This is a genomic window from Saccharothrix sabaoui, from assembly GCF_051756985.1.
Classification (GTDB): Bacteria; Actinomycetota; Actinomycetes; order Mycobacteriales; family Pseudonocardiaceae; genus Actinosynnema.
The window spans coordinates 66,273-84,624 of sequence record NZ_JBPKJK010000016.1; the positions used below are offsets into that span (position 1 = coordinate 66,273).

General features: G+C 70.8%; 20 protein-coding genes and 3 tRNA genes. 3 read left to right on the top strand and 20 right to left on the bottom strand.

The annotated features are described in order from the left end of the window. The 8 genes from ACR807_RS07625 to rplJ form a co-directional block, all read right to left on the bottom strand. On the bottom strand, positions 1-1,047 hold the full coding sequence (locus ACR807_RS07625) for an MCE family protein (RefSeq protein ID WP_438920496.1): 1,047 nt from the start codon (positions 1,045-1,047) through the stop codon (positions 1-3). Then, positions 1,044-2,072, bottom strand: coding sequence for an MCE family protein (locus ACR807_RS07630; protein WP_438920497.1), 1,029 nt, complete (start codon positions 2,070-2,072; stop codon positions 1,044-1,046). Before ACR807_RS07630 ends, ACR807_RS07625 begins: the two co-directional genes overlap by 4 nt. Then, the gene (locus tag ACR807_RS07635) at positions 2,069-3,400 is read right to left on the bottom strand and encodes an MCE family protein (protein ID WP_438920498.1); all 1,332 of its coding nucleotides are present in this window, start codon (positions 3,398-3,400) and stop codon (positions 2,069-2,071) included. Before ACR807_RS07635 ends, ACR807_RS07630 begins: the two co-directional genes overlap by 4 nt. Further along, positions 3,397-4,236, bottom strand: a complete 840-nt coding sequence (locus ACR807_RS07640; protein WP_438920499.1) for an MlaE family ABC transporter permease — start codon at positions 4,234-4,236, stop codon at positions 3,397-3,399. The genes ACR807_RS07635 and ACR807_RS07640 overlap by 4 nt, the downstream gene beginning before the upstream one ends. A gap of 1 nt (position 4,237) precedes the next feature. Continuing rightward, complete coding sequence (locus ACR807_RS07645) at positions 4,238-4,969, bottom strand: MlaE family ABC transporter permease (protein ID WP_438920515.1); 732 nt, start codon at positions 4,967-4,969, stop codon at positions 4,238-4,240. Between the two features lie 50 nt (positions 4,970-5,019). Next, the gene (locus ACR807_RS07650) at positions 5,020-6,090 is read right to left on the bottom strand and encodes an ABC transporter ATP-binding protein (protein ID WP_438920500.1); all 1,071 of its coding nucleotides are present in this window, start codon (positions 6,088-6,090) and stop codon (positions 5,020-5,022) included. 266 nt (positions 6,091-6,356) lie between these two features. After that, positions 6,357-6,743 carry a 50S ribosomal protein L7/L12 gene (gene rplL / locus ACR807_RS07655; protein WP_438920501.1) on the bottom strand — a complete coding sequence of 129 codons (387 nt, stop codon included), beginning with the start codon at positions 6,741-6,743 and terminating at the stop codon, positions 6,357-6,359. 61 nt (positions 6,744-6,804) lie between these two features. Continuing rightward, positions 6,805-7,362: a 50S ribosomal protein L10 gene (rplJ, locus tag ACR807_RS07660; RefSeq protein WP_438920502.1), complete on the bottom strand. Its 558-nt coding sequence runs from the start codon at positions 7,360-7,362 to the stop codon at positions 6,805-6,807. A gap of 255 nt (positions 7,363-7,617) precedes the next feature. Here rplJ and ACR807_RS07665 point away from each other — a divergent pair, with 255 nt between their 5' ends. Continuing rightward, positions 7,618-8,394: a hypothetical protein gene (locus ACR807_RS07665; RefSeq protein WP_438920503.1), complete on the top strand. Its 777-nt coding sequence runs from the start codon at positions 7,618-7,620 to the stop codon at positions 8,392-8,394. A 60-nt stretch (positions 8,395-8,454) separates the two neighbouring features. Here ACR807_RS07665 and rplA read toward each other — a convergent pair whose 3' ends face one another. From rplA to ACR807_RS07690, 5 genes are all read right to left on the bottom strand, one after another. Next, positions 8,455-9,171: a 50S ribosomal protein L1 gene (rplA, locus tag ACR807_RS07670; RefSeq protein WP_438920504.1), complete on the bottom strand. Its 717-nt coding sequence runs from the start codon at positions 9,169-9,171 to the stop codon at positions 8,455-8,457. A gap of 82 nt (positions 9,172-9,253) precedes the next feature. Beyond that, a complete protein-coding gene (gene rplK, locus ACR807_RS07675) occupies positions 9,254-9,688 on the bottom strand; it encodes a 50S ribosomal protein L11 (RefSeq protein ID WP_306743667.1) in 435 nt (144 codons plus the stop codon). 85 nt (positions 9,689-9,773) lie between these two features. After that, positions 9,774-10,628, bottom strand: coding sequence for a transcription termination/antitermination protein NusG (gene nusG / locus ACR807_RS07680; protein WP_438920505.1), 855 nt, complete (start codon positions 10,626-10,628; stop codon positions 9,774-9,776). Between the two features lie 64 nt (positions 10,629-10,692). Then, positions 10,693-11,094: a preprotein translocase subunit SecE gene (gene secE, locus ACR807_RS07685; RefSeq protein WP_438920506.1), complete on the bottom strand. Its 402-nt coding sequence runs from the start codon at positions 11,092-11,094 to the stop codon at positions 10,693-10,695. Positions 11,095-11,125: 31 nt separating this feature from the next. Then, positions 11,126-11,198 (bottom strand) — tRNA-Trp (locus tag ACR807_RS07690). 187 nt (positions 11,199-11,385) lie between these two features. On the opposite strand from ACR807_RS07690, the gene ACR807_RS07695 reads away from it, so the two are divergent. Both ACR807_RS07695 and ACR807_RS07700 read left to right on the top strand, forming a co-directional pair. Continuing rightward, entirely contained in the window at positions 11,386-12,627 is a 1,242-nt protein-coding gene (locus ACR807_RS07695; protein ID WP_438920507.1) for a pyridoxal phosphate-dependent aminotransferase, read from the top strand. 215 nt (positions 12,628-12,842) lie between these two features. Next, a complete protein-coding gene (locus tag ACR807_RS07700; protein WP_438920508.1) occupies positions 12,843-13,244 on the top strand; it encodes an MmpS family transport accessory protein in 402 nt (133 codons plus the stop codon). A gap of 39 nt (positions 13,245-13,283) precedes the next feature. Here the strand turns inward: ACR807_RS07700 and ACR807_RS07705 are convergent, their stop codons facing one another. The 7 genes from ACR807_RS07705 to ACR807_RS07735 form a co-directional block, all read right to left on the bottom strand. Beyond that, on the bottom strand, positions 13,284-13,703 hold the full coding sequence (locus ACR807_RS07705) for a MaoC family dehydratase (protein ID WP_438920509.1): 420 nt from the start codon (positions 13,701-13,703) through the stop codon (positions 13,284-13,286). Then, entirely contained in the window at positions 13,700-14,149 is a 450-nt protein-coding gene (locus tag ACR807_RS07710; protein ID WP_438920510.1) for an FAS1-like dehydratase domain-containing protein, read from the bottom strand. The genes ACR807_RS07705 and ACR807_RS07710 overlap by 4 nt, the downstream gene beginning before the upstream one ends. A gap of 74 nt (positions 14,150-14,223) precedes the next feature. Then, positions 14,224-14,388 (bottom strand): 50S ribosomal protein L33, encoded by a 165-nt coding sequence (gene rpmG / locus ACR807_RS07715; protein WP_015105301.1) that lies wholly within the window; start codon positions 14,386-14,388, stop codon positions 14,224-14,226. Between the two features lie 74 nt (positions 14,389-14,462). Further along, a tRNA-Met gene (locus ACR807_RS07720) sits at positions 14,463-14,535 on the bottom strand. A gap of 42 nt (positions 14,536-14,577) precedes the next feature. Continuing rightward, positions 14,578-14,653, bottom strand: a tRNA-Thr gene (locus ACR807_RS07725). Between the two features lie 64 nt (positions 14,654-14,717). Beyond that, positions 14,718-17,321 (bottom strand): putative bifunctional diguanylate cyclase/phosphodiesterase, encoded by a 2,604-nt coding sequence (locus ACR807_RS07730; protein ID WP_438920511.1) that lies wholly within the window; start codon positions 17,319-17,321, stop codon positions 14,718-14,720. A gap of 492 nt (positions 17,322-17,813) precedes the next feature. Continuing rightward, a complete protein-coding gene (locus tag ACR807_RS07735) occupies positions 17,814-18,317 on the bottom strand; it encodes a hypothetical protein (RefSeq protein WP_438920512.1) in 504 nt (167 codons plus the stop codon). Positions 18,318-18,352 lie beyond the last annotated feature (35 nt).

Sequence of the window (18,352 nt, forward strand, 5' to 3'; positions counted from 1 at the left end):
TCAGTTGCCCCCCTGCGTCGGAGCGGAGCGCCGCACACCGGGCGGGAGGCAGCCCTCCTCGTTGAAGCCGACCACGCCGAGGTTCACCGACGGCGGCAGCAGGCCGCAGATGTAGACGTCGAACCAGCGGCCGTTGCCGAGGGTGTTCGCGAACACCCGGTAGAACGGCGCCATCAGCGCGAGGCTGCGGTCCAGCGTGTCCTGGTTGCGCTGGAGGACCGTCGTCACCCGGTCGAGCTGCTCCAGCGCGGGCCGCAGCTGCGCCTGGTTGTCGTCCACCAGGCCGGCCAGCTCGCGGGACAGCTCGCGGGTGCCGCGGAGCAGCGCGGAGATCGCGTCGCGCCGCTTGGCCAGCTCCGCCAGCAGCAGGTTGCCGTCCGCGAGGAGCTTCTCGAACTGCTCGTTGCGGTCGGACAGCGTCTTGGTGATCTCGTTGGTGTTGGCGAGCAGCGCGGCCAGCTCCTCGTCGCGCGACGAGATCGTCTTCGACAGCGCCGACAGGCCGTCCAGGGCGCCGCGGACGCTCTCCGCCGAGCCCCGGAAGGTCTCCGACAGCACCTGGAAGCTGTCCGCGAGCTGCTGGGTGTCGATGTCGCCGACCGTGGAGGCCAGGCCGTTGAACGCCTCCTGCACGTCGTACGGCGACAGGGTGCGCTCACGCGGGATCGGGTCGCCCGGGTCGAGCGGCTGCGACCCCTGCGGGTCCAGGGCCAGGTACTTCTGGCCAAGCAGCGTCTTGATCCGGATCGTCGCGGTGCTGCGGTCGCCCACCCAGGCGTCCTTGACCTTGAACGACACCAGCACCCGGTCGCCGGCCAGCTCGACGTCGGTCACCTTGCCGACCTTGACGCCCGCGACGCGCACCTCGTTCGACGGCACCAGGCCCGCGGCCTCGGAGAACTCCGCCGAGTACGTGGTGCCGCCGCCGACGATCGGCAGGTCGTCGGAGTAGAACGCGGCGAGCAGCAGCAGCGCGATGACGGTCAGCGAGACCGCGCCGACGGTGATCGGGTTGCGCTCCCCGCGCGGTGACTGGTCGTGCTTCACGGGCGACACCTCGCCTGGGTGACCGGCAGTGCCGTGATCGGGACGGGGTCGTTGATGATCGGCGGCACGGCCACCTGCCCGGTGCCCTCGCAGAGGAAGAAGTTGAACCAGGACCCGTAGGACGCGGTCCGGGTCATCGCCTCGATCTTGCCGGGCAGCCGCTGGATGACGCCCTCGACCACGGCCTCGTTGTCCGCGAGCGTCTGGGAGACCAGCCCGAGGTTCGCGATGTCGTCCTCGAGCGGCTGCCGCGCCTCCGCCAGCAGGCCGGCCGTGGCGGTGGTCAGGTCGCCGAGCGCGCTGATCGCCTCCCCGATCGGCTGCCGGTCGCCCGCGAGGCCCGTCGTCAGCTCCTGCACCGTCGTGACCAGCGTCGACACCTGCTCGCCGCGTGAGTTCACGGTGTCGAGCACCGCGTTGAGGTTCGTGACGACCTCGCCGATCACCTGGTCGCGGCTCGCCAGCGTGGAGGTCAGCGACGCGGTGTGCCGCAGCAGGCTGTCGATCGTGCCGCCCTCGCCCTGGAGGACCTGGACGATCTCGCTCGACAGCTGGTTGACGTCCTCCGGGTCGAGCGCCTGGAACAGCGGCTTGAAGCCGTTGAACAGCACGGTCAGGTCCAGCGCCGGCCTGGTGCGCTCCAGCGGGATGACGTCGCCGGGCTTGAGCGCCGCCGCGTCGCCCACGCCGTGCTCCAGCGCGATGTACCGCTGGCCGACGAGGTTGCGGTACTTGATCGTCGCGGTCGCCGAGACGGGCAGCGTGCGGTCGCCCTCCAGGGAGAACTCCACCTCGGCGACCCGGCGGTCCACCACCCGGATCTCCTCGACCTGGCCGACCCGGACGCCCGCGATGCGCACGTCGTCGCCCTCGTTGAGCGCGGTCACGTCGGTGAACCGGGCCGCGTAGCCGGTGCCGTCGGCGAAGTTCGCGTTCGAGATGGTCACCGCGAGCAGCGCCGTCGCCAGGACCGTGACGACGGCGAAGACGCCCAGCTTGACCAGGGGCGCGGCCAGCGACCTCATGCCGTCACCTCCGCTCCCCGGTACAGCGGGCCCAGCAGCAGGGCCGTGAAGCTGGGCATCTGCTCCTCCTCCAGACCGACCTCCGGCGCGAGCAGCGCGGCCAGGAAGTCCTGCTCGGCGGGCGAGTTGGCCAGCACCGGCGCGCCGTGGGACGAGGACACGACCGTGCCGTCCTCGCGGATCACGCCGGTGTTCGGCGGCAGCACGCCGTCGGTGGCCGAACGCGCGGGCGGCGGCGACGTGGAGCCGTCCTCCACCGGGCCCTCCGGCGGGTACTGCGGGAACGGGTCGGGCCGCGGCACGATGTCGTAGCAGCGGGGACCGCGCTTGTCGGCGTACTCCGGCTCGTCCTTGCCCGGCTCGTACTTGCCGCGGTTCGCGGTGACCTCCAGCGTGATGTGCAGGCCCGGCTCGTCCGTGCCCTTGCCGAACACCTGGTCCATGATCGGCTTGAACTCGGCCAGGCCCTTGAGCAGGCACGGGTACTCGGGCGCGTACTTCGCCAGCAGCTCCAGCGTCGGCCGCGACACGTCCGCGAGCTGGATCAGGTTGTTCTTGTTCACCGCGAGGAAGCTGTTCACGTCGACCGAGGTGGTGGTCAGCGCCCCGTACACGGCGAGCAGGTTCTCGCGCTGGTCGACCAGCGTGCGGCTGGTGACCGTGGCGTCGGACAGGGCGCGCACCAGGTCGGGCGCGGCGTCGGCGTAGGTGTTCGACACGTCCGCGAGCCGGCTGATGCCCTCCTTGAGCTTCGGCAGCTCGGGGTTCAGCTCCCCCAGGTACGAGTCGAGCTGCACCAGGGTCTCCCCCAGCGGCTCGCCCCGGTTCTCCAGCGCCTGCGACACCGCGGACAGCGTGGTCGCCAGCTTCTCCGGCTGCACCGCCTGGAGCACCGGCATCAGGTCGGCGAGCACCTGCTCCAGCTCGACCGCGCCGCTGGAGCGGTCCTGCTCGATGACGTCGCCCTCGCCCAGCGGCCCGTCCTCCCGCTCGGGCAGCACCAGGTTGACGTACCGCTCACCGAACAGGGTCTTCGGCAGCAGGCGCGCCGAGACGTTCGCCGGGATGTGCCCGACCTGGTCGGGGTCGAGCGCCAGGTCCAGCTCGGCGCCGTCGCCCGAGGTGCGGATGCCGTCGACGTGGCCGACGACCATGCCGCGGACCTTCACGTCCGAGTCGACCAGCAGCTGGTTGCCGACCCGGTCGGTCTTCAGCGTCACCTTCACGACCTTCGTGAACGCGTCGTTGTAGAGCGCCACCGTGAACGTGAGGAACAGCGCGATCACGGCGAGGAACACGACCCCGAGGAGTCGCCTCTTGAGCGTCATCCGGCGATCCTCACCGTCGTCGTCGTGCCCCAGATCGCCATGCTCAGGAAGAAGTCCAGCAGGCTGGTCGTGACGATCGCGGTGCGCACCGCGCGGCCGACCGCGATGCCCACGCCCGCCGGACCGCCGGACGCCCGGTAGCCGTAGTAGCAGTGCGTCAGGATGATCACCACGGAGAAGACGAGCACCTTGGCGAACGACCAGAGCACGTCCACCGGTGGCAGGAACAGGCTGAAGTAGTGGTCGTAGGTGCCCGCCGACTGCCCGTAGAACTCGACGGTGATGAACCTCGCCGCCAGGTAGCTGGTGAGCAGGCCGATCACGTACAGCGGGATGATCGCGACGAAGCCCGCGATGATCCGCGTGGTGACCAGGAACGGCATGCTGGGGATGCCCATGACCTCCAGCGCGTCGATCTCCTCGGAGATCCGCATCGCGCCGAGCTGGGCGGTGAAGCCCGACCCCACGGTCGCGCTCAGGGCGAGGCCGGCCACCAGCGGCGCGATCTCGCGGGTGTTGAAGTAGGCCGACACGAAACCCGCGAACGCCGACGTGCCGATCTGGTTGAGCGCGGTGAAGCCCTGGAGGCCCACGACCGTGCCGGTGAACACCGACAGGCCGACCATCACGCCGATGGTGCCGCCGATGACCGCCAGCGCGCCGGAGCCGAAGCTCACCTCGGCCAGCAGCCGCAGCGTCTCCCGCAGGTAGCGGGTCAGCGTGCGCGGCGTCCAGGCGAGCGCGCGCAGGTAGAACCACAGCTGGTCGCCGAACGTGTCGAGCACCGCCAGCGGCGCGTTCGCCGCCTTGCGGACCCGGTTGCCGATCGTGGCCACCTCAGCTCCCCTTCGCCGGGACGACCTGGAGGTAGATCGTGGTGAGGACGAAGTTCACGAAGAACAGCAGCAGGAACGTGATGACGACGGCCTGGTTGACCGCGTCGCCCACGCCCTTCGGTCCGCCCGCCGGGTTGAGGCCGCGGTAGGCGGCGACGATGCCCGCGATGAACCCGAAGATCAGCGCCTTGATCTCGGAGATCCACAGGTCGGGCAGCTGCGCCAGGGCGCTGAAGCTCGCCAGGTACGCGCCGGGCGTGCCGTCCTGGAGGATCACGTTGAAGAAGTAGCCGCCCATCACGCCGACGACGCTGACCATGCCGTTGAGCAGCACGGCCACCAGCATCGTGGCCAGCACGCGGGGCACCACCAGGCGCTGGACCGGCGAGACGCCCAGCACCTCCATCGCGTCGATCTCCTCGCGGATCTTGCGGCTGCCCAGGTCGGCGCAGATGGCGCTGCCGCCCGCGCCCGCGATGAGCAGGGCCGTCACGATCGGGCTGGCCTGCTGGATGATCGCCAGCACGCTCGCCGCGCCGGTGAACGACTGGGCGCCGATCTGCCGGGTCAGGCTGCCGATCTGGAGCGCGATGACCGCGCCGAACGGGATCGACACCAGCGCCGTGGGCAGCACCGTCACGCTCACCACGAACCAGCACTGCTGGATGAACTCCCGCAGCTGGAACGGGCGGCGGAACGTGCCGCGCACCACGTCGATGCCGAGCGCGAACATGCGGCCGGTCTCGCGCAGGGCCCCGGCGCCGGGGAACGTCGCCGGCGTGCTCACAGCACGCCCCCGTGCCGCGGCCACGGGCTGGGGCTCGCGGGGACCGGCCGGGTGGCGCCCGCCGGCACGCCGTAGTGGCGCTGCTCGTCGGGCGTGAGGCTCGCGATGATGCCCTTCTGCGCGTCCGGCGGCAGGGTGTGCAGGATGCTCATCACCCGGTCCTTGCGGCGGCGGACCGCGCCGCGCGGCGGCAGGCCGGGCGTCGGTTCGAGCTGCGGCACGACGCCGCGCACGTCCTCGTCGGGCGAGCCGTCCGAGTGGCCCGCCTCCTTGTGCGCCAGCTCGGCGGCCATCGTGGCCTGGTCCTTCTCCTCGGACATGCCGATCGGGCCGAGGCGGCGGCCGTTGAGGAACTGCTCCACGACCGGCTCGTCGCTGGTCAGCAGCACCTCGCGGGGCCCGAACATGACCAGCTCGCGGCGGAACAGCATGCCCAGGTTGTCGGGGACGGTGCGGGCCACCGTGATGTTGTGCGTGACGATCAGGATGGTCGCGTCGATCTGCGAGTTCAGGTCGATCAGCAGCTGGCTCAGGTAGGCGGTGCGCACCGGGTCGAGGCCGGAGTCCGGCTCGTCGCACAGGATGATCTCGGGGTCGAGCACCAGCGCCCGCGCCAAGCCCGCGCGCTTGCGCATGCCGCCGGAGATCTCGCCGGGGAGCTTCTTCTCCGCGCCGACGAGGCCGACCATCTCCATCTTCTCCAGCACGACGCGCCGGACCTCGGCCTCGGTCTTGCGGGTGTGCTCGCGCAGCGGGAAGGCCACGTTGTCGAAGAGGTTCATCGAGCCGAACAGCGCGCCGTCCTGGAACAGGACGCCGAACAGCTTCCGGATCTCGTACAGCTTGTGCTCGGAGCAGCGGACCAGGTCCGTGCCGTTGATGACGATCTTCCCGCGCTCCGGCTTGAGCAGGCCGACCAGCGACTTCAGGAAGACGGACTTGCCCGTGCCCGACGGTCCCAGCATCACGCTGACCTCGCCCGGCGGGAGGGACAACGTGACGTCCCGCCAGATGGTCTGCTTGCCGAAGGACTTCGTCAGGCCCTCGACGACCACCTCAGCGCCCATCACACCTCCCGGTCAACGGCACCGTGCCGACGCCGGCCAGGCCGCCGTCATACCGGTGCAACGAGGGCGTCGTGCCGTGGTTACTCGCCAGTTGGCCCAACGGTGTCTCAACTGGGTAACGACGTGACGCCCGCCACCGACCCGACCCTACCCACGAGTAGGCAACTTTTTCCAGTCCGGTCCGCCGACGCGCGCACCCCGTTGAACAGCACGAGGGCGGGCACCCGGTGTGGGTGCCCGCCCTCGGCGGTGCCTGGAGCGCTAGATCACTTGAGCGAGATCTTGGCGCCGGCGGCCTCGAGCTTCTCCTTGGCGGCGTCGGCGACGTCCTTCGCCACGTTCTCCAGGAGCGGCTTCGGAGCGGACTCGACGAGCTCCTTGGCCTCCTTCAGGCCCAGGCCCGAGACGACCTCGCGGACGACCTTGATGACCTGGATCTTCTTGTCGCCGGCGCCCTCGAGGACGACGGTGAACTCGTCCTTCTCCTCCTCGGCGGGGGCGGCAGCGGCGGCCGGGCCGGCAGCGGCAACGGCGACCGGGGCGGCGGCGGTGACCTCGAAGGTCTCCTCGAACTGCTTCACGAAGGAAGACAGCTCCAGGAGGGTCATCTCCTTGAACGCGTCGAGCAGCTCGTCGGTGCTGAGCTTCGCCATGATGGCGGTCCTTTCTTTCAACGCCCGAACTGCGGCCGGGACGCGGAGTTTTCGGGTGTGATCAGCTTTCGGCGGGAGCGTCGGCCTCGTCGGCGGCGGGCGCCTCCGAGGACCTCTTCTCCACCAGGGCAGCAGCCAGGCGAGCGACCTGGGAAGCCGGGGCGTTGAACAGACCCGCGGCCTTGGCCAGGTTGCCCTTCATCGCGCCCGCCAGCTTGGCGAGCAGCACCTCACGGGTCTCGAGGTCCGCGATGGCGGTGACCTCGTCGACCGAGAGCGGGCGGCCATCCATGTAGCCGCCCTTGATGACCAGGGCCTTGTTGTCCTTCGCGAAGTCACGCAGGGCCTTCGCCGCGTCGACCGGCTCGCCTTCGACGAAGGCGATGGCCGTGGGGCCGACGAGCAGGGCTTCGAGGCCCTGGACGCCCGCGTCCTCAGCGGCACGCTTGACCAGCGTGTTCTTCGCAACGGTGTACGTGGTGCCCGCGCCGAGAGCGCGACGCAGCGTGGTGAGCTGCGCCATGGAGAGGCCACGGTACTCGGTGACGACGGCGGCCGAGCTACCGCGGAACTTGTCCGACAGCTCGGCGACGGCCGAAACCTTGCTGGGCTTCGCCATGATCGCCTCCTCTCTGGGCTTTGGTGACCGCCGGGAGAGGGCTCCGCGCAACAAAAAACGCCCCTGCGCAGCAGCACGGGGCGTGACAGACCGGAACGGCCTGCTACTTCCTCGTTCTCCTGCGCGGGTCGCCCGCATCGCGGGGCCTTCGTTCTAAGTCAAATGACATGACTCGGATGACCAGCGGTCTTCGGTGAACCGTTCCCCAGCGTACGGCAGGTGGCAGGCGGCCTCCAAATCGGCATGATGTGACGCGTGACCGAAGAGCCGCCCCGGAACCCGCCGCCACCGGACCTCGACCCGGAACAGCTGAGGCAGTTCCAGGAGTTCCAGAGGTTCCAGGAGTTCCAGCGCTTCCAGCAGGCCCAGGGCGCCGGCGGCCCCCAGGCCCTCCCGCCGGGCCAGTCCCCACCCGGCCAGCCCCCGCCGGGCCAACTCCAGCAACCCCAGCCGTACCCGTACCCCCCGGTGGCCCCACCCCCGCCGCCACCGCGCAAGCCGCTGTGGAAAACCCTGCTGGGCAGCAAGCTCTTCCGCCGCCTGGTGTACCTCGTGGTCGCGCTGCTGATCGCGAACCACTTCTACGGGCAGTACTTCGGCGGCGACGACCCGGGTGACGTGGCGGTGGACAGCGGCGGCGTGGAGAACAACGTCACCGCGCCCCAGACCCCGTACGGCAACAACGGCACGATCGCCCTGTTCTACAAGCACGTCGGCACCGGTGACGGCGGCCAGGCGTGCTCGTACTTCAAGGACGACGGACCGGAGAAGGCGTTCGCGGAGGCATTCGGCGCACCCGACTGCGAGGCCGCGGTGGCCAAGCTGAAGGAGCGGGTGACGGACGTGAGCACCTACCGCCAGCTCGGCTTCCCCGCCGACATGCGCGCCGTGCCCGCATCGGGTTCGGTCGAGGTCAGCTCCTGCGCGCTCACCGTGCGCAGTGGTCCGGCGCTGGGCAAGTTCACGCTCACCAAGCAGCCCAGTTCGAGCTGGGCGATCACCGGCTACGAGGCCGAACCCGCCTGCCCCTGAACGCGGGAGCGCCCCCCGGCACGGGGCCGGGGGGCGCTTCGCGGAGCTGTCGAACCGAGGTCAGGCGGTCGCCTCGTCGGTCAGCAGGTTCCGGGTCCGGTTCGGGTCGACCGGGATGCCGGGGCCCATCGTCGTCGAGACGGTGACCTTCTTCAGGTACCGGCCCTTCGCGGCGGACGGCTTCGCGCGCAGGATCTCGTCCAGCGCGGCGGCGTAGTTCTCGACCAGCTTCTCCGGGTCGAACGACACCTTGCCGATGACGAGGTGCAGGTTGGCCTGCTTGTCGACGCGGAAGTTGATCTTACCGCCCTTGATGTCGACGACGGCCTTGGTGACGTCGGGCGTCACGGTGCCGGTCTTCGGGTTCGGCATCAGGCCGCGCGGGCCGAGGATGCGGGCGATGCGACCGACCTTGGCCATCTGGTCGGGCGTGGCGATCGCGGCGTCGAAGTCGAGCCAGCCGTCCTGGATGCGCGCGATCAGGTCCTCGGAGCCGACCGCGTCGGCACCGGCGGCCTCGGCCTCGGCGGCCTTGTCACCCGTGGCGAAGACGATCACGCGGGCGGTCTTGCCCGTACCGTGCGGCAGGTTCACGGTGCCGCGGACCATCTGGTCGGCCTTGCGGGGGTCGACGCCGAGCCGGATGGCGACCTCGACGGTCGCGTCCAGCTTGACCTTGGACGTCTCCTTGGCGAGCTTGGCGGCCTCCAGCGGCGAGTACAGCCGCTCCCGGTCCACCAGCTCGGCGGCGTTCTTGTACGCCTTGCTGCGCTTCATGCTTCTGTTCCTTAAGTGGATCAGTTGTGGTGGCGAGCCAGCGCGTGGCTCTCCCACGAACTACCGACGTACGGGGGGACGGTCAGCCTTCGACGGTGATGCCCATGGAGCGGGCGGTGCCGGCGATGATCTTCGCCGCCTGGTCCACGTCGTTGGCGTTCAGGTCGACCATCTTGGTCTGCGCGATCTCGCGGACCTGGTCCATGGTCACCTTGGCGACCTTGAGCCGGTGCGGTTCGCCCGAGCCCTTCTCGACACCGGCGGCCTTGAGGATCAGCTTCGCGGCCGGCGGGGTCTTGAGCTTGAAGTCGAACGAGCGGTCCTCGTACACGGAGATCTCGACCGGCACGACGGTGCCGCGCTGCGACTCGGTCGCGGCGTTGTACTGCTTGCAGAACTCCATGATGTTGACGCCGTGCTGACCCAGCGCGGGGCCGACCGGCGGCGCCGGGTTCGCGGCACCGGCCTTGATCTGCAACTTGATTACAGCTGCGAGCTTCTTCTTCTTGGGAGGCATCTCGGTTCCTTCATTGCGGTGTCCACGCGCGGCCCTGCCAGCCGCGGCGTGGCTGCCGACCTCCCCCGCGCACGGGGGAGCCGGATCAGATCTTGGAGACCTGGCTGAACGACAGCTCGACCGGAGTCTCGCGGCCGAAGATCGACACCAGGACCTTCAGCTTCTGGCCGTCCGCGTTGACCTCGCTGATCGTGGCGGGCAGCGTGGCGAACGGGCCGTCCATGACGGTGACGGACTCGCCGACCTCGAAGTCCACCTCGATGGTCGACTTCGTCGGGGTCGCGGCGGCCTTCTTGCCCGCGGCGGGCTTCTCCTCGACCTGGGGCAGCAGGAACTTCAGCACCTCGTCGATGGTCAGCGGCGACGGCTTCGACGTCGCGCCGACGAAACCCGTCACGCCGGGCGTGTTGCGCACCGCGCTCCACGAGGCGTCGTTGAGCTCCATCCGGACCAGGATGTAGCCGGGCAGCACCTTGCGCTGCACCTGCTTGCGCTGGCCGTTCTTGATCTCGGTGACTTCCTCGGTCGGCACCTCGACCTGGAAGATGAAGTCCTCCATGTCGAGCGTCTGGATGCGCGTTTCGAGGTTGGTCTTGACCTTGTTCTCGTAGCCCGCGTACGAGTGCACGACGTACCAGTCGCCGGGGGCGCGGCGCAGTGCGTCGCGCATCTCCTCGGCCGGGTCGGCGGGCTCGGCGTCGATGTCGGCGACCGCGACGGACTCGACGTCACCGCCGGACTCGATGTCGCCGCCGGACTCGATGTCACCACCGGACTCGGCGGTGTCCTCGTCGTCCTCGTCGTCGGCAGCAGCGGAAGCGGACTCCTCGATGGCCTCCGACGCCTCGTCCTGCTCGACGTCCTCGACTCCACCGTCGAAGTCCTGCTCGTCGGTCAGGTCGGTGTGCTCCTGGGCGTCAACGCCGTTCTCGGAGGTCACTGTGGGTCTCGCTTCCTCTCATGCATCACATGTCCGCCGCCACCGGGGCGGTGCGGAGTTCGGCTCAGCCGAACAGCCGGAACATGCCCCAGGCGAAGGCCGAATCCAGGCCGAAGACCAACGCCACCATGAAGGCCACGAAGACCAGCACGACCCCCGTGTAGGTGATCATCTGCTTGCGGGTCGGCCAGATGACCTTCCGCAGCTCGCTGACCACTTCACGGACGTAGCGGACGAGCCGGGCGAAGATGTTGGGACGCTTCTCCGTGTCCGTCCGCGAGCGCGTGGCGCGACCCTTCTTGTCCGCCTCGGCGTCGGAGTCGACCTCGGTCGACTTCTTCGCCTCGACGTCCTTGCGGCCCGCCGGTCGCGCGGAACCACGGCGCTCGCGCCGCGCTGCGGCGGTAACCGGCCGGGAGGCGCTCTCGCGCTCGTCCGGCTGGTCCTGCTCGCGGCCCTCGCTCATGCCGTCCTCCGCTCACGTTCGCGCTTCGACGCAGGGGCGACAGGACTTGAACCTGCAACCTGCGGTTTTGGAGACCGCTGCTCTGCCAGTTGAGCTACGCCCCTTTGAGGTCCCACCGTTGGAACCCCCTGGCTGGAGACGCCCCGCAGCGCCCTCACGTGGCTCGTGAGGCAGCGACTCGGCGTTCCGAGTTCCAGAGCATACGGCACGTCTCACCCCACTTTCCAACTGGCCCGGTCAGAGGGGGTGCCGGCAGGTGGCGCGGTTGTGCGATCTGCCACGATTGGGGCCATGGCCACGCCTGAGACGACCACCGAGTCCACCCCCTCCGAGCTGCCCCGGATCTCCGAGCGCATCGGGGGCATCGCCGAGTCCGCCACCCTCGCGGTGGACGCGAAGGCGAAGGCGCTCAAGGCGGCCGGTCGACCGGTGATCGGCTTCGGGGCGGGCGAGCCCGACTTCCCGACCCCCGAGGCCGTCGTCGCCGCCGCGCAGGCCGCGTGCGCCGACCCGAAGAACCACCGCTACACGCCCGCCGCGGGCCTGCCGGAGCTGCGGGAAGCCGTAGCCGCGAAGACGCTGCGGGACTCCGGCTACGAGGTGAAGCCCGCGCAGGTGCTCATCACCAACGGCGGCAAGCAGGCCGTCTACCAGGCGTTCGCCACGATCGTGGACCCGGGCGACGAGGTGCTGCTGCCCGCGCCGTACTGGACCACCTACCCCGAGGCGATCACGCTGGCCGGCGGCGTCCCGGTGCAGGTCACGGCCGACGAGACGACCGACTACCTGGTCACCGTCGAGCAGCTGGAGGCCGCGCGCACCGCGAGGACCAAGGTGCTGCTGCTGTGCTCCCCCTCGAACCCGACGGGCTCGGTCTACACCCGCGAGCAGGTCGTCGCGATCGGCGAGTGGGCGCTGGAGCACGGCCTGTGGGTGATCACCGACGAGATCTACGAGCACCTGGTCTACGACGGCGCGGAGTCGGTGTCGCTGCCGGCGGTCGTGCCCGCGATGGCGGACCGGACGATCGTGCTCAACGGCGTGGCCAAGACGTACGCGATGACCGGCTGGCGGGTCGGCTGGCTGATCGGCCCGGCGGACGTGGTGAAGGCGGCGGCGAACCTCCAGTCGCACCTGACCTCGAACGTGTCGAACGTCTCGCAGCGCGCGGCCCTGGAGGCCGTGTCCGGGTCGCTGGACGCGGCGCACGAGATGCGCGAGGCGTTCGACCGGCGGCGGCGCACGATCGTCGAGATGCTGTCGGCGATCCCCGGCGTCGAGTGCCCGACCCCGAAGGGCGCGTTCTACGTGTACCCGTCGGTGAAGGCGCTGATCGGCAAGGAGCTGCGCGGGACGACGATCACCGACACCGTGCAGCTGGCCGCGCTGGTCCTGGAGCACGTCGAGGTGGCCGTGGTGCCCGGCGAGGCGTTCGGCACGCCCGGCTACCTGCGCCTCTCGTACGCCCTGGGCGACGACGACCTCAAGACCGGCATCACCCGGATGGCGGAGCTGCTGTCCGAGGTGAAGTAGCGAGGACCGACCGACCCGTTCACGAGGCACCCCGACCGGGGTGCCTCGTGGCGTTTTCGAGCACGCCGCGGCGACGCGTGATCATTGGTGATCCGCATCACCCCGATGCCCCGTCGCACCCGACCCTCCGTAACCCGTTCGGGCGAAGCTGTAACCGCGGGTCGTGTCACACCGATGGTCCATTCAGCCCCACCGGTCCACGTCCGAGGAGACCCATGCCGGAGCCCGAACGGCCCGCACGACCGCGCTTCCGCACGTGGTCCGTTGTCGCAGGCGCGGCGGCGCTGGTGATCGGGGCGGTGGCCCTCGTGCTGTGGACCACCCGCCCGGTACCACCGGTCCGGGTGGTCTACGAGGTGCGCGGCGCGGTCGAGCGGGCCACCGTCACCTACTCGACGTTCCAGCGGGACGGCACCGGGACGCGCCGGGAGGAGCTGACCGCGCTCCCCTGGCGCAAGGAGCTGGTCGTGCCCGACGAGCCCGTCGGCGGCGTCCTCACCGTCACCATCGGCCAGGGCGGCGGGGACGTGGCGTGCGAGGTGACCGTGGACGGCGTCGAGCGGCGCTCGGCCACGGCCACCGGCGCGCACGCCAGCGCCCTTTGCGACGGCTTCTGAAGCCCTCGGGAGGGGCGCGGGAAAGGGTCGGGGAGGGCCCTAGCGCAGCCGTACGCGGGCCGACGCGCCGCCGAGGACCGACTTGCCCTCGAACGAGGCCGTCACGTTGACCTTGAACGTCCCGTCCTCCAGGACCTTGGTCACCTTGCCCGTCACCTCCACGAGCGCGCCCTCCTCGTCGTCGGGCACCGGGACGGGCCGCCCGAACCGCACGCCGTACTCGACGACGGCGCCCGGGTCGCCGGTCCACGCGGTGACGATCCGGCCGGCGAGGCCCATGGTGAGCATCCCGTGCGCGATGACGCCCGGCAGGCCGACCTCGCGGGCGAACCGCTCGTTCCAGTGGATCGGGTTGAAGTCGCCCGACGCGCCCGCGTAGCGGACCAGGTCGGCGCGGGTGATGCGCAGCGACAGGGGTGGCAGCTCGTCGCCCACGGACACGTCCGACGCCGTGATCACGAGCCCTCCCCGCGCACCACGAGGGTCGACCTGGCGGTGGTGACCGGTTCGCCGTCCTCGGTGGCGATCTCGGCGCGCAGCGCCAGCATGTCGTTGCCCATCCGGGAGGTGATGCCGTCCACGTGCAGCGACACGGACAGCCGGTCGCCCGCCGTGATGGGGCGGTGGTGGACGAAGGTCTGGTCGCCGTGCACCACGCGGCTGTAGTCCAGGCCCAGCTCGGGGTCCTCGACCAGCACGTCGTTGATCTTCAGCGACAGCACGACCGCGAACGTCGGCGGCGCGATGACGTCCCGGTAGCCCAGGGCGCGGGCGGCCTCCGGGTCGCGGTGCGCCGGGCTCGACTCCCCCACCGCGTCGGCGAACTCGCGGATCTTCTCGCGGCCGACTTCGTAGGGGGGCGACGGCGGGTAGGAACGTCCGACGTAGGACTGGTCGAGAGGCACGGCACGCAGGTTATACGCGACGAGGCCCGTCCCCACGCGGGGGACGGGCCTCGGTCGGAGGTGGTGCTACCGGCTCAGCGGGTTTCCTTGTGAGCGCGGTGGGTCTTGCAGTTCGGGCAGAACTTCTTGATCTCCAGGCGGTCCGGGTCGTTGCGCCGGTTCTTCCTGGTGATGTAGTTCCGGTGCTTGCACTCCTCGCACGCGAGGGTGATCTTGGGGCGTACGTCGGTTGCAGCCACGGTCCTTGCCTTCCTAGAGCGCGTGTACCCCGGTTCCCCAGTGCGGGCTTACCGCCTGGCGGGGATCTTGCGAGTAGCGGTGGCCGGACTTGAACCGGCGACACAGCGATTATGAGCCGCTTGCTCTACCAACTGAGCTACACCGCTGTACACAAGTCAGCCGCGATGCTTGAGCACCGCGGCCGGTTGTGGAGCCCCTTTACGGAATCGAACCGTAGACCTTCTCCTTACCATGGAGACGCTCTGCCGACTGAGCTAAAGGGGCTTGCTCTTGCAGCGAGTAGAACTCTACAACACCACTCGCGCAGAAGAGAAATCGGGGGTCCCGATCAATGCACCAACGTGAGCACCGTCTCATCCCGGGCACCCCTGACCTGCACCGTCCGCGCCCGCAGCCACGCCTCGAAGCGCTCCTCGGACAGCGGCCGGGAGATCAGGTAGCCCTGCGCCACGTCGCAGCCCATGGCCACCAGCTGGTCCCGCGCGGCGTCGTCCTCCACGCCCTCGGCGACCACGGTGAGGCCGAGCGAGTGGCCCAGCTCCACGATCGAGCGGACCACGGCCATGTCGCCGAGGTCGGTGCCCATGCCGAGCACGAAGCTCTTGTCGATCTTGACCTCGTCCACCGGGAGCTGCCGCAGGTAGGCCAGTGACGAGTAGCCGGTGCCGAAGTCGTCCACGGCCAGCACGACACCCATCTGGTGCAGGCGCCGCAGCACGGGCAGCGCGCGCTCCGGGTCGGCCATCACGCCGGACTCGGTCAGCTCGAACGTGAGCAGCTCCGGCGGCACCCCGTGCTTGACCAGGGCCGCCGCGACGCGGTCGGGGAACTCCTCGTCGGCGAGCGTGCGCACGGACAGGTTGACCGCGATGGACATCCGCAGCCCGCGGTCGATCCACCGCCGCACCCGCTCCAGCGCCTTGTCCATCACGAAGTCGGTGAGCACGTCGACCAGGCCGGTGGCCTCGACGGCGGGCACGAACTCGTCCGGGTCGACGCGGCCGAACTCCGGGTGCTTCCAGCGCACCAGCGCCTCGCCGCCGATGACCTGGCGGCTCGGCAGGGCGACCTTCGGCTGGTAGTGCACGGAGATCTGGCCGTTCTCCAGGGCCGAGCGGAACTGCGTGACGAGCTGGAAGCGGCGCAGGAAGATCTGGCCCATGCTCGGCGCGTACTGGCGCAGCGGCTCGTTCTCGCTGGTCGCCCGCACGGCCACGTCGGCGCGCTGGAGCAGGGCGTCGGGGTCGGGCTCCTCGACCTCGCAGTCCGCCGTGGTGGCCCAGCCGACGACGGCGCCCGCCTCGACGGTGAGCCGGTCGACGGGGTACGGCACGGACAGCGCGGCGCGCAGCCGTTCGGCGATCTCCCGGACCCGCCCGGTCTGCCGGTCCACCAGCAGCGCGGCGAACGCGCCGCCCTCCAGGCGGGCCAGCGGCACCTCGGGGCCCAGCTCGTCGCGCAGCCTGCGGCCGGCGGCGACGACCATCCGGTTGGCCCAGGTCTGGCCGAGCGCGTCGGAGACGGTGGACAGCACGTCGAGGTCCACGCGGACCACGACGGCCGTCTCGGCCTGGCGCATCGGCTCGCTCGCGGCCTCGCGGAAGCCGGGCCGGTTGAGCAGGCCGGTCAGCGGGTCGTGGTAGGCGTCGTGGCGCAGCCGGGCGAGCAGCCTGCGGTTGTCCACGGCGGTCGACAGGTGGCTGGCGAGCGTGCGCAGGAGCTGGATGTCGGCCTTGCCGAAGCCGCGCCACCGGCTGAGCCGGTCGTGCACCTCGACCGCGCCGAGCAGCTGGGTGGCGCCGCGCAGCGGCACGACCAGCGCCTCCTGCGCGTCGCGGCGGGCCAGGGCCTCGGCGGCCTCCTCGCCCGCGTCGACGACGCGGAAGTACCGCACCTGCGCGCCGGGCAGCTGGAGCAGGGCGTCCTCGCGCAGCACGCGCGGGTCGTCGCGGCGCATCCCCGGCGGCAGCGGCTCGCCCGACACGAAGCTGCGCATCGGCGCCTGCGGGTCGGTGCGCAGCCGCAGCACGACGCGGTTGGAGTTGAGCTGCTCGCGGATGCGGTCGGCGATCAGCTGCCACTCGTCGTCCTCGGCGTGGCCGTCGCCGGCGTCCGGGGCGGTGCCGCGCGGGCCGGTGGCGTGCCTGCCGGAGCGGGCGACGCGCAGCGAGACCTCGCTGAGCGCCTCCAGGTCCCGCTGCTCGCGCAGCAGGCCCGAGTAGGCGAGGTAGATGGCCGTGATGCCGGCGAAGACGAGGCCGATGAGCAGGCCGCCCCACGGCACGCGCGTCGCGACCTCGTAGCCGACCAGGCCGGCGGAGGTGTTCAGCAGCGCCACCACGAGGGTCTGCGCGACCAGGCGCACCGCCGGGCCGAGCCGCATGCCCTTGCGCATGATCCGCAGCGCGGTCAGGCCGAGCAGGCTGGCCAGCAGCGGCACGGCGATGGTGCCGACGAACGCGCCCGCCCAGATCGGGCCGCTGCGGCCGAGCAGGTCCTTGACCCACTCGGCGACCGCGAAGGCCACCGAGATCTCCATGAACATCAGGCCGGCGTTGTAGACCGCCCGGTCGAGCACGCGGCGGCCGAGCAGCGTGCCGACGCCCGCGACCACGTGCGCGGCGAGCACGACCTCGAACGGCGCGACGAGCAGGCCGAGCACGAGCGGGATCTCGGTGAACGAGATGGTCCAGGCCACGCCGCTGCGCACGTCGACGTTGATGGCGAGCTGCTCGGCGAGCAGGAAGCCGACGACGAGCAGCGGGCCGGTCCACAGCAGGCTCGGCGTGGCGGAGTTGTCGGGCAGCCAGGTGCCGACGGCGAACGCGGACAGCCCGCCCGCGACGAGGAGCAGGGCCGCGAACGCGCTGAAGGAGCGGTTCGTGGACCGGGACGGCGCGGTGGGCGCCTCGGCCGACGCGTCGTCGGACATCCAGCCTCCTCGTCGGCCGTCGTCTCGGTGGGCCGGGTCGCGGCCTGCGGGCTCCTGGCGTGACTGAGGGGTCCCGAACGTGGACCAGGACCCCTCCAAGGCTGCCAATGTACCCCGGTCGGGGGACGAAATGGCAGGTCGTAGGACGGATTACCACGAAAGGTGACGACGCCGTTCACACTTTCAGCAGCCCCCGCACCACCCCGACGACCGCTCCCGGAACCCCGTCCCGATCATGGCCGGGCAGGGTCCGGACCTGCCCGCGGCGGGGAGATGCCTGCTCAGCCGACGCGTCGCCGCACCCGGGTCGGAACGCCTGCCGCGGGACGCCCGGAACCGGTTACGGGAACCTCCGGGACTCCGCAGGGCCGCCCGCGTCACCCCATCCGGTTCCGGACGGTCACCGCGCGTTCACCGGAACGCGGTCACCGCGCCCGGTCAGCCGGACGCGGTCAGCCGGACGCGGTCACCGCGCGCCGGGCGCACCGCCCCTCAGACGCCGACCAGCTCCCGCCGGGCCACCCCCGGGTCGCGCCGCAGCGCGTCGCGGACACCCTCCAGCACCCGGCACGCCTCCGCGGCCGCCGCGTGCTGGGCGGCCCCGCTGCCGATCGCGTCGCGCAGCGCGAGCCACACCGCCGCCTCGTCGTCGCGGACCGCGCCGAGCAGGTCGTGCCGCTCGGGGTACGGGTGCAGCGCGATCTTGCCGACCAGCCCCCTGAGCGCGGCGAAGACGTCCTTGGGCAGGTCGCCCGCGAGCCGTTCGAGCTTGGCGGTCAGGTCCACGCCGGCCAGTTCGGACGACGACAGCGGTCCGAAGTTCAGCACCGCGGCCAGCCCGTACTCCAGGTCGTCCACGGCGTTGAGCAGCGCGCCGACGTCGGCGGGCGCGGCGGTCGTCCGCCGGGGCGAGCGACGGCGCCCCGGGAACCGGACGACCAGGCCGAGGGCCACGCCGGTCGCGAGGGCCGCGAGGGCGATGAGGGTTTCGCTCATGGCCCCAGTCTCGACCCGCCGGCGGCCCCCGCCCC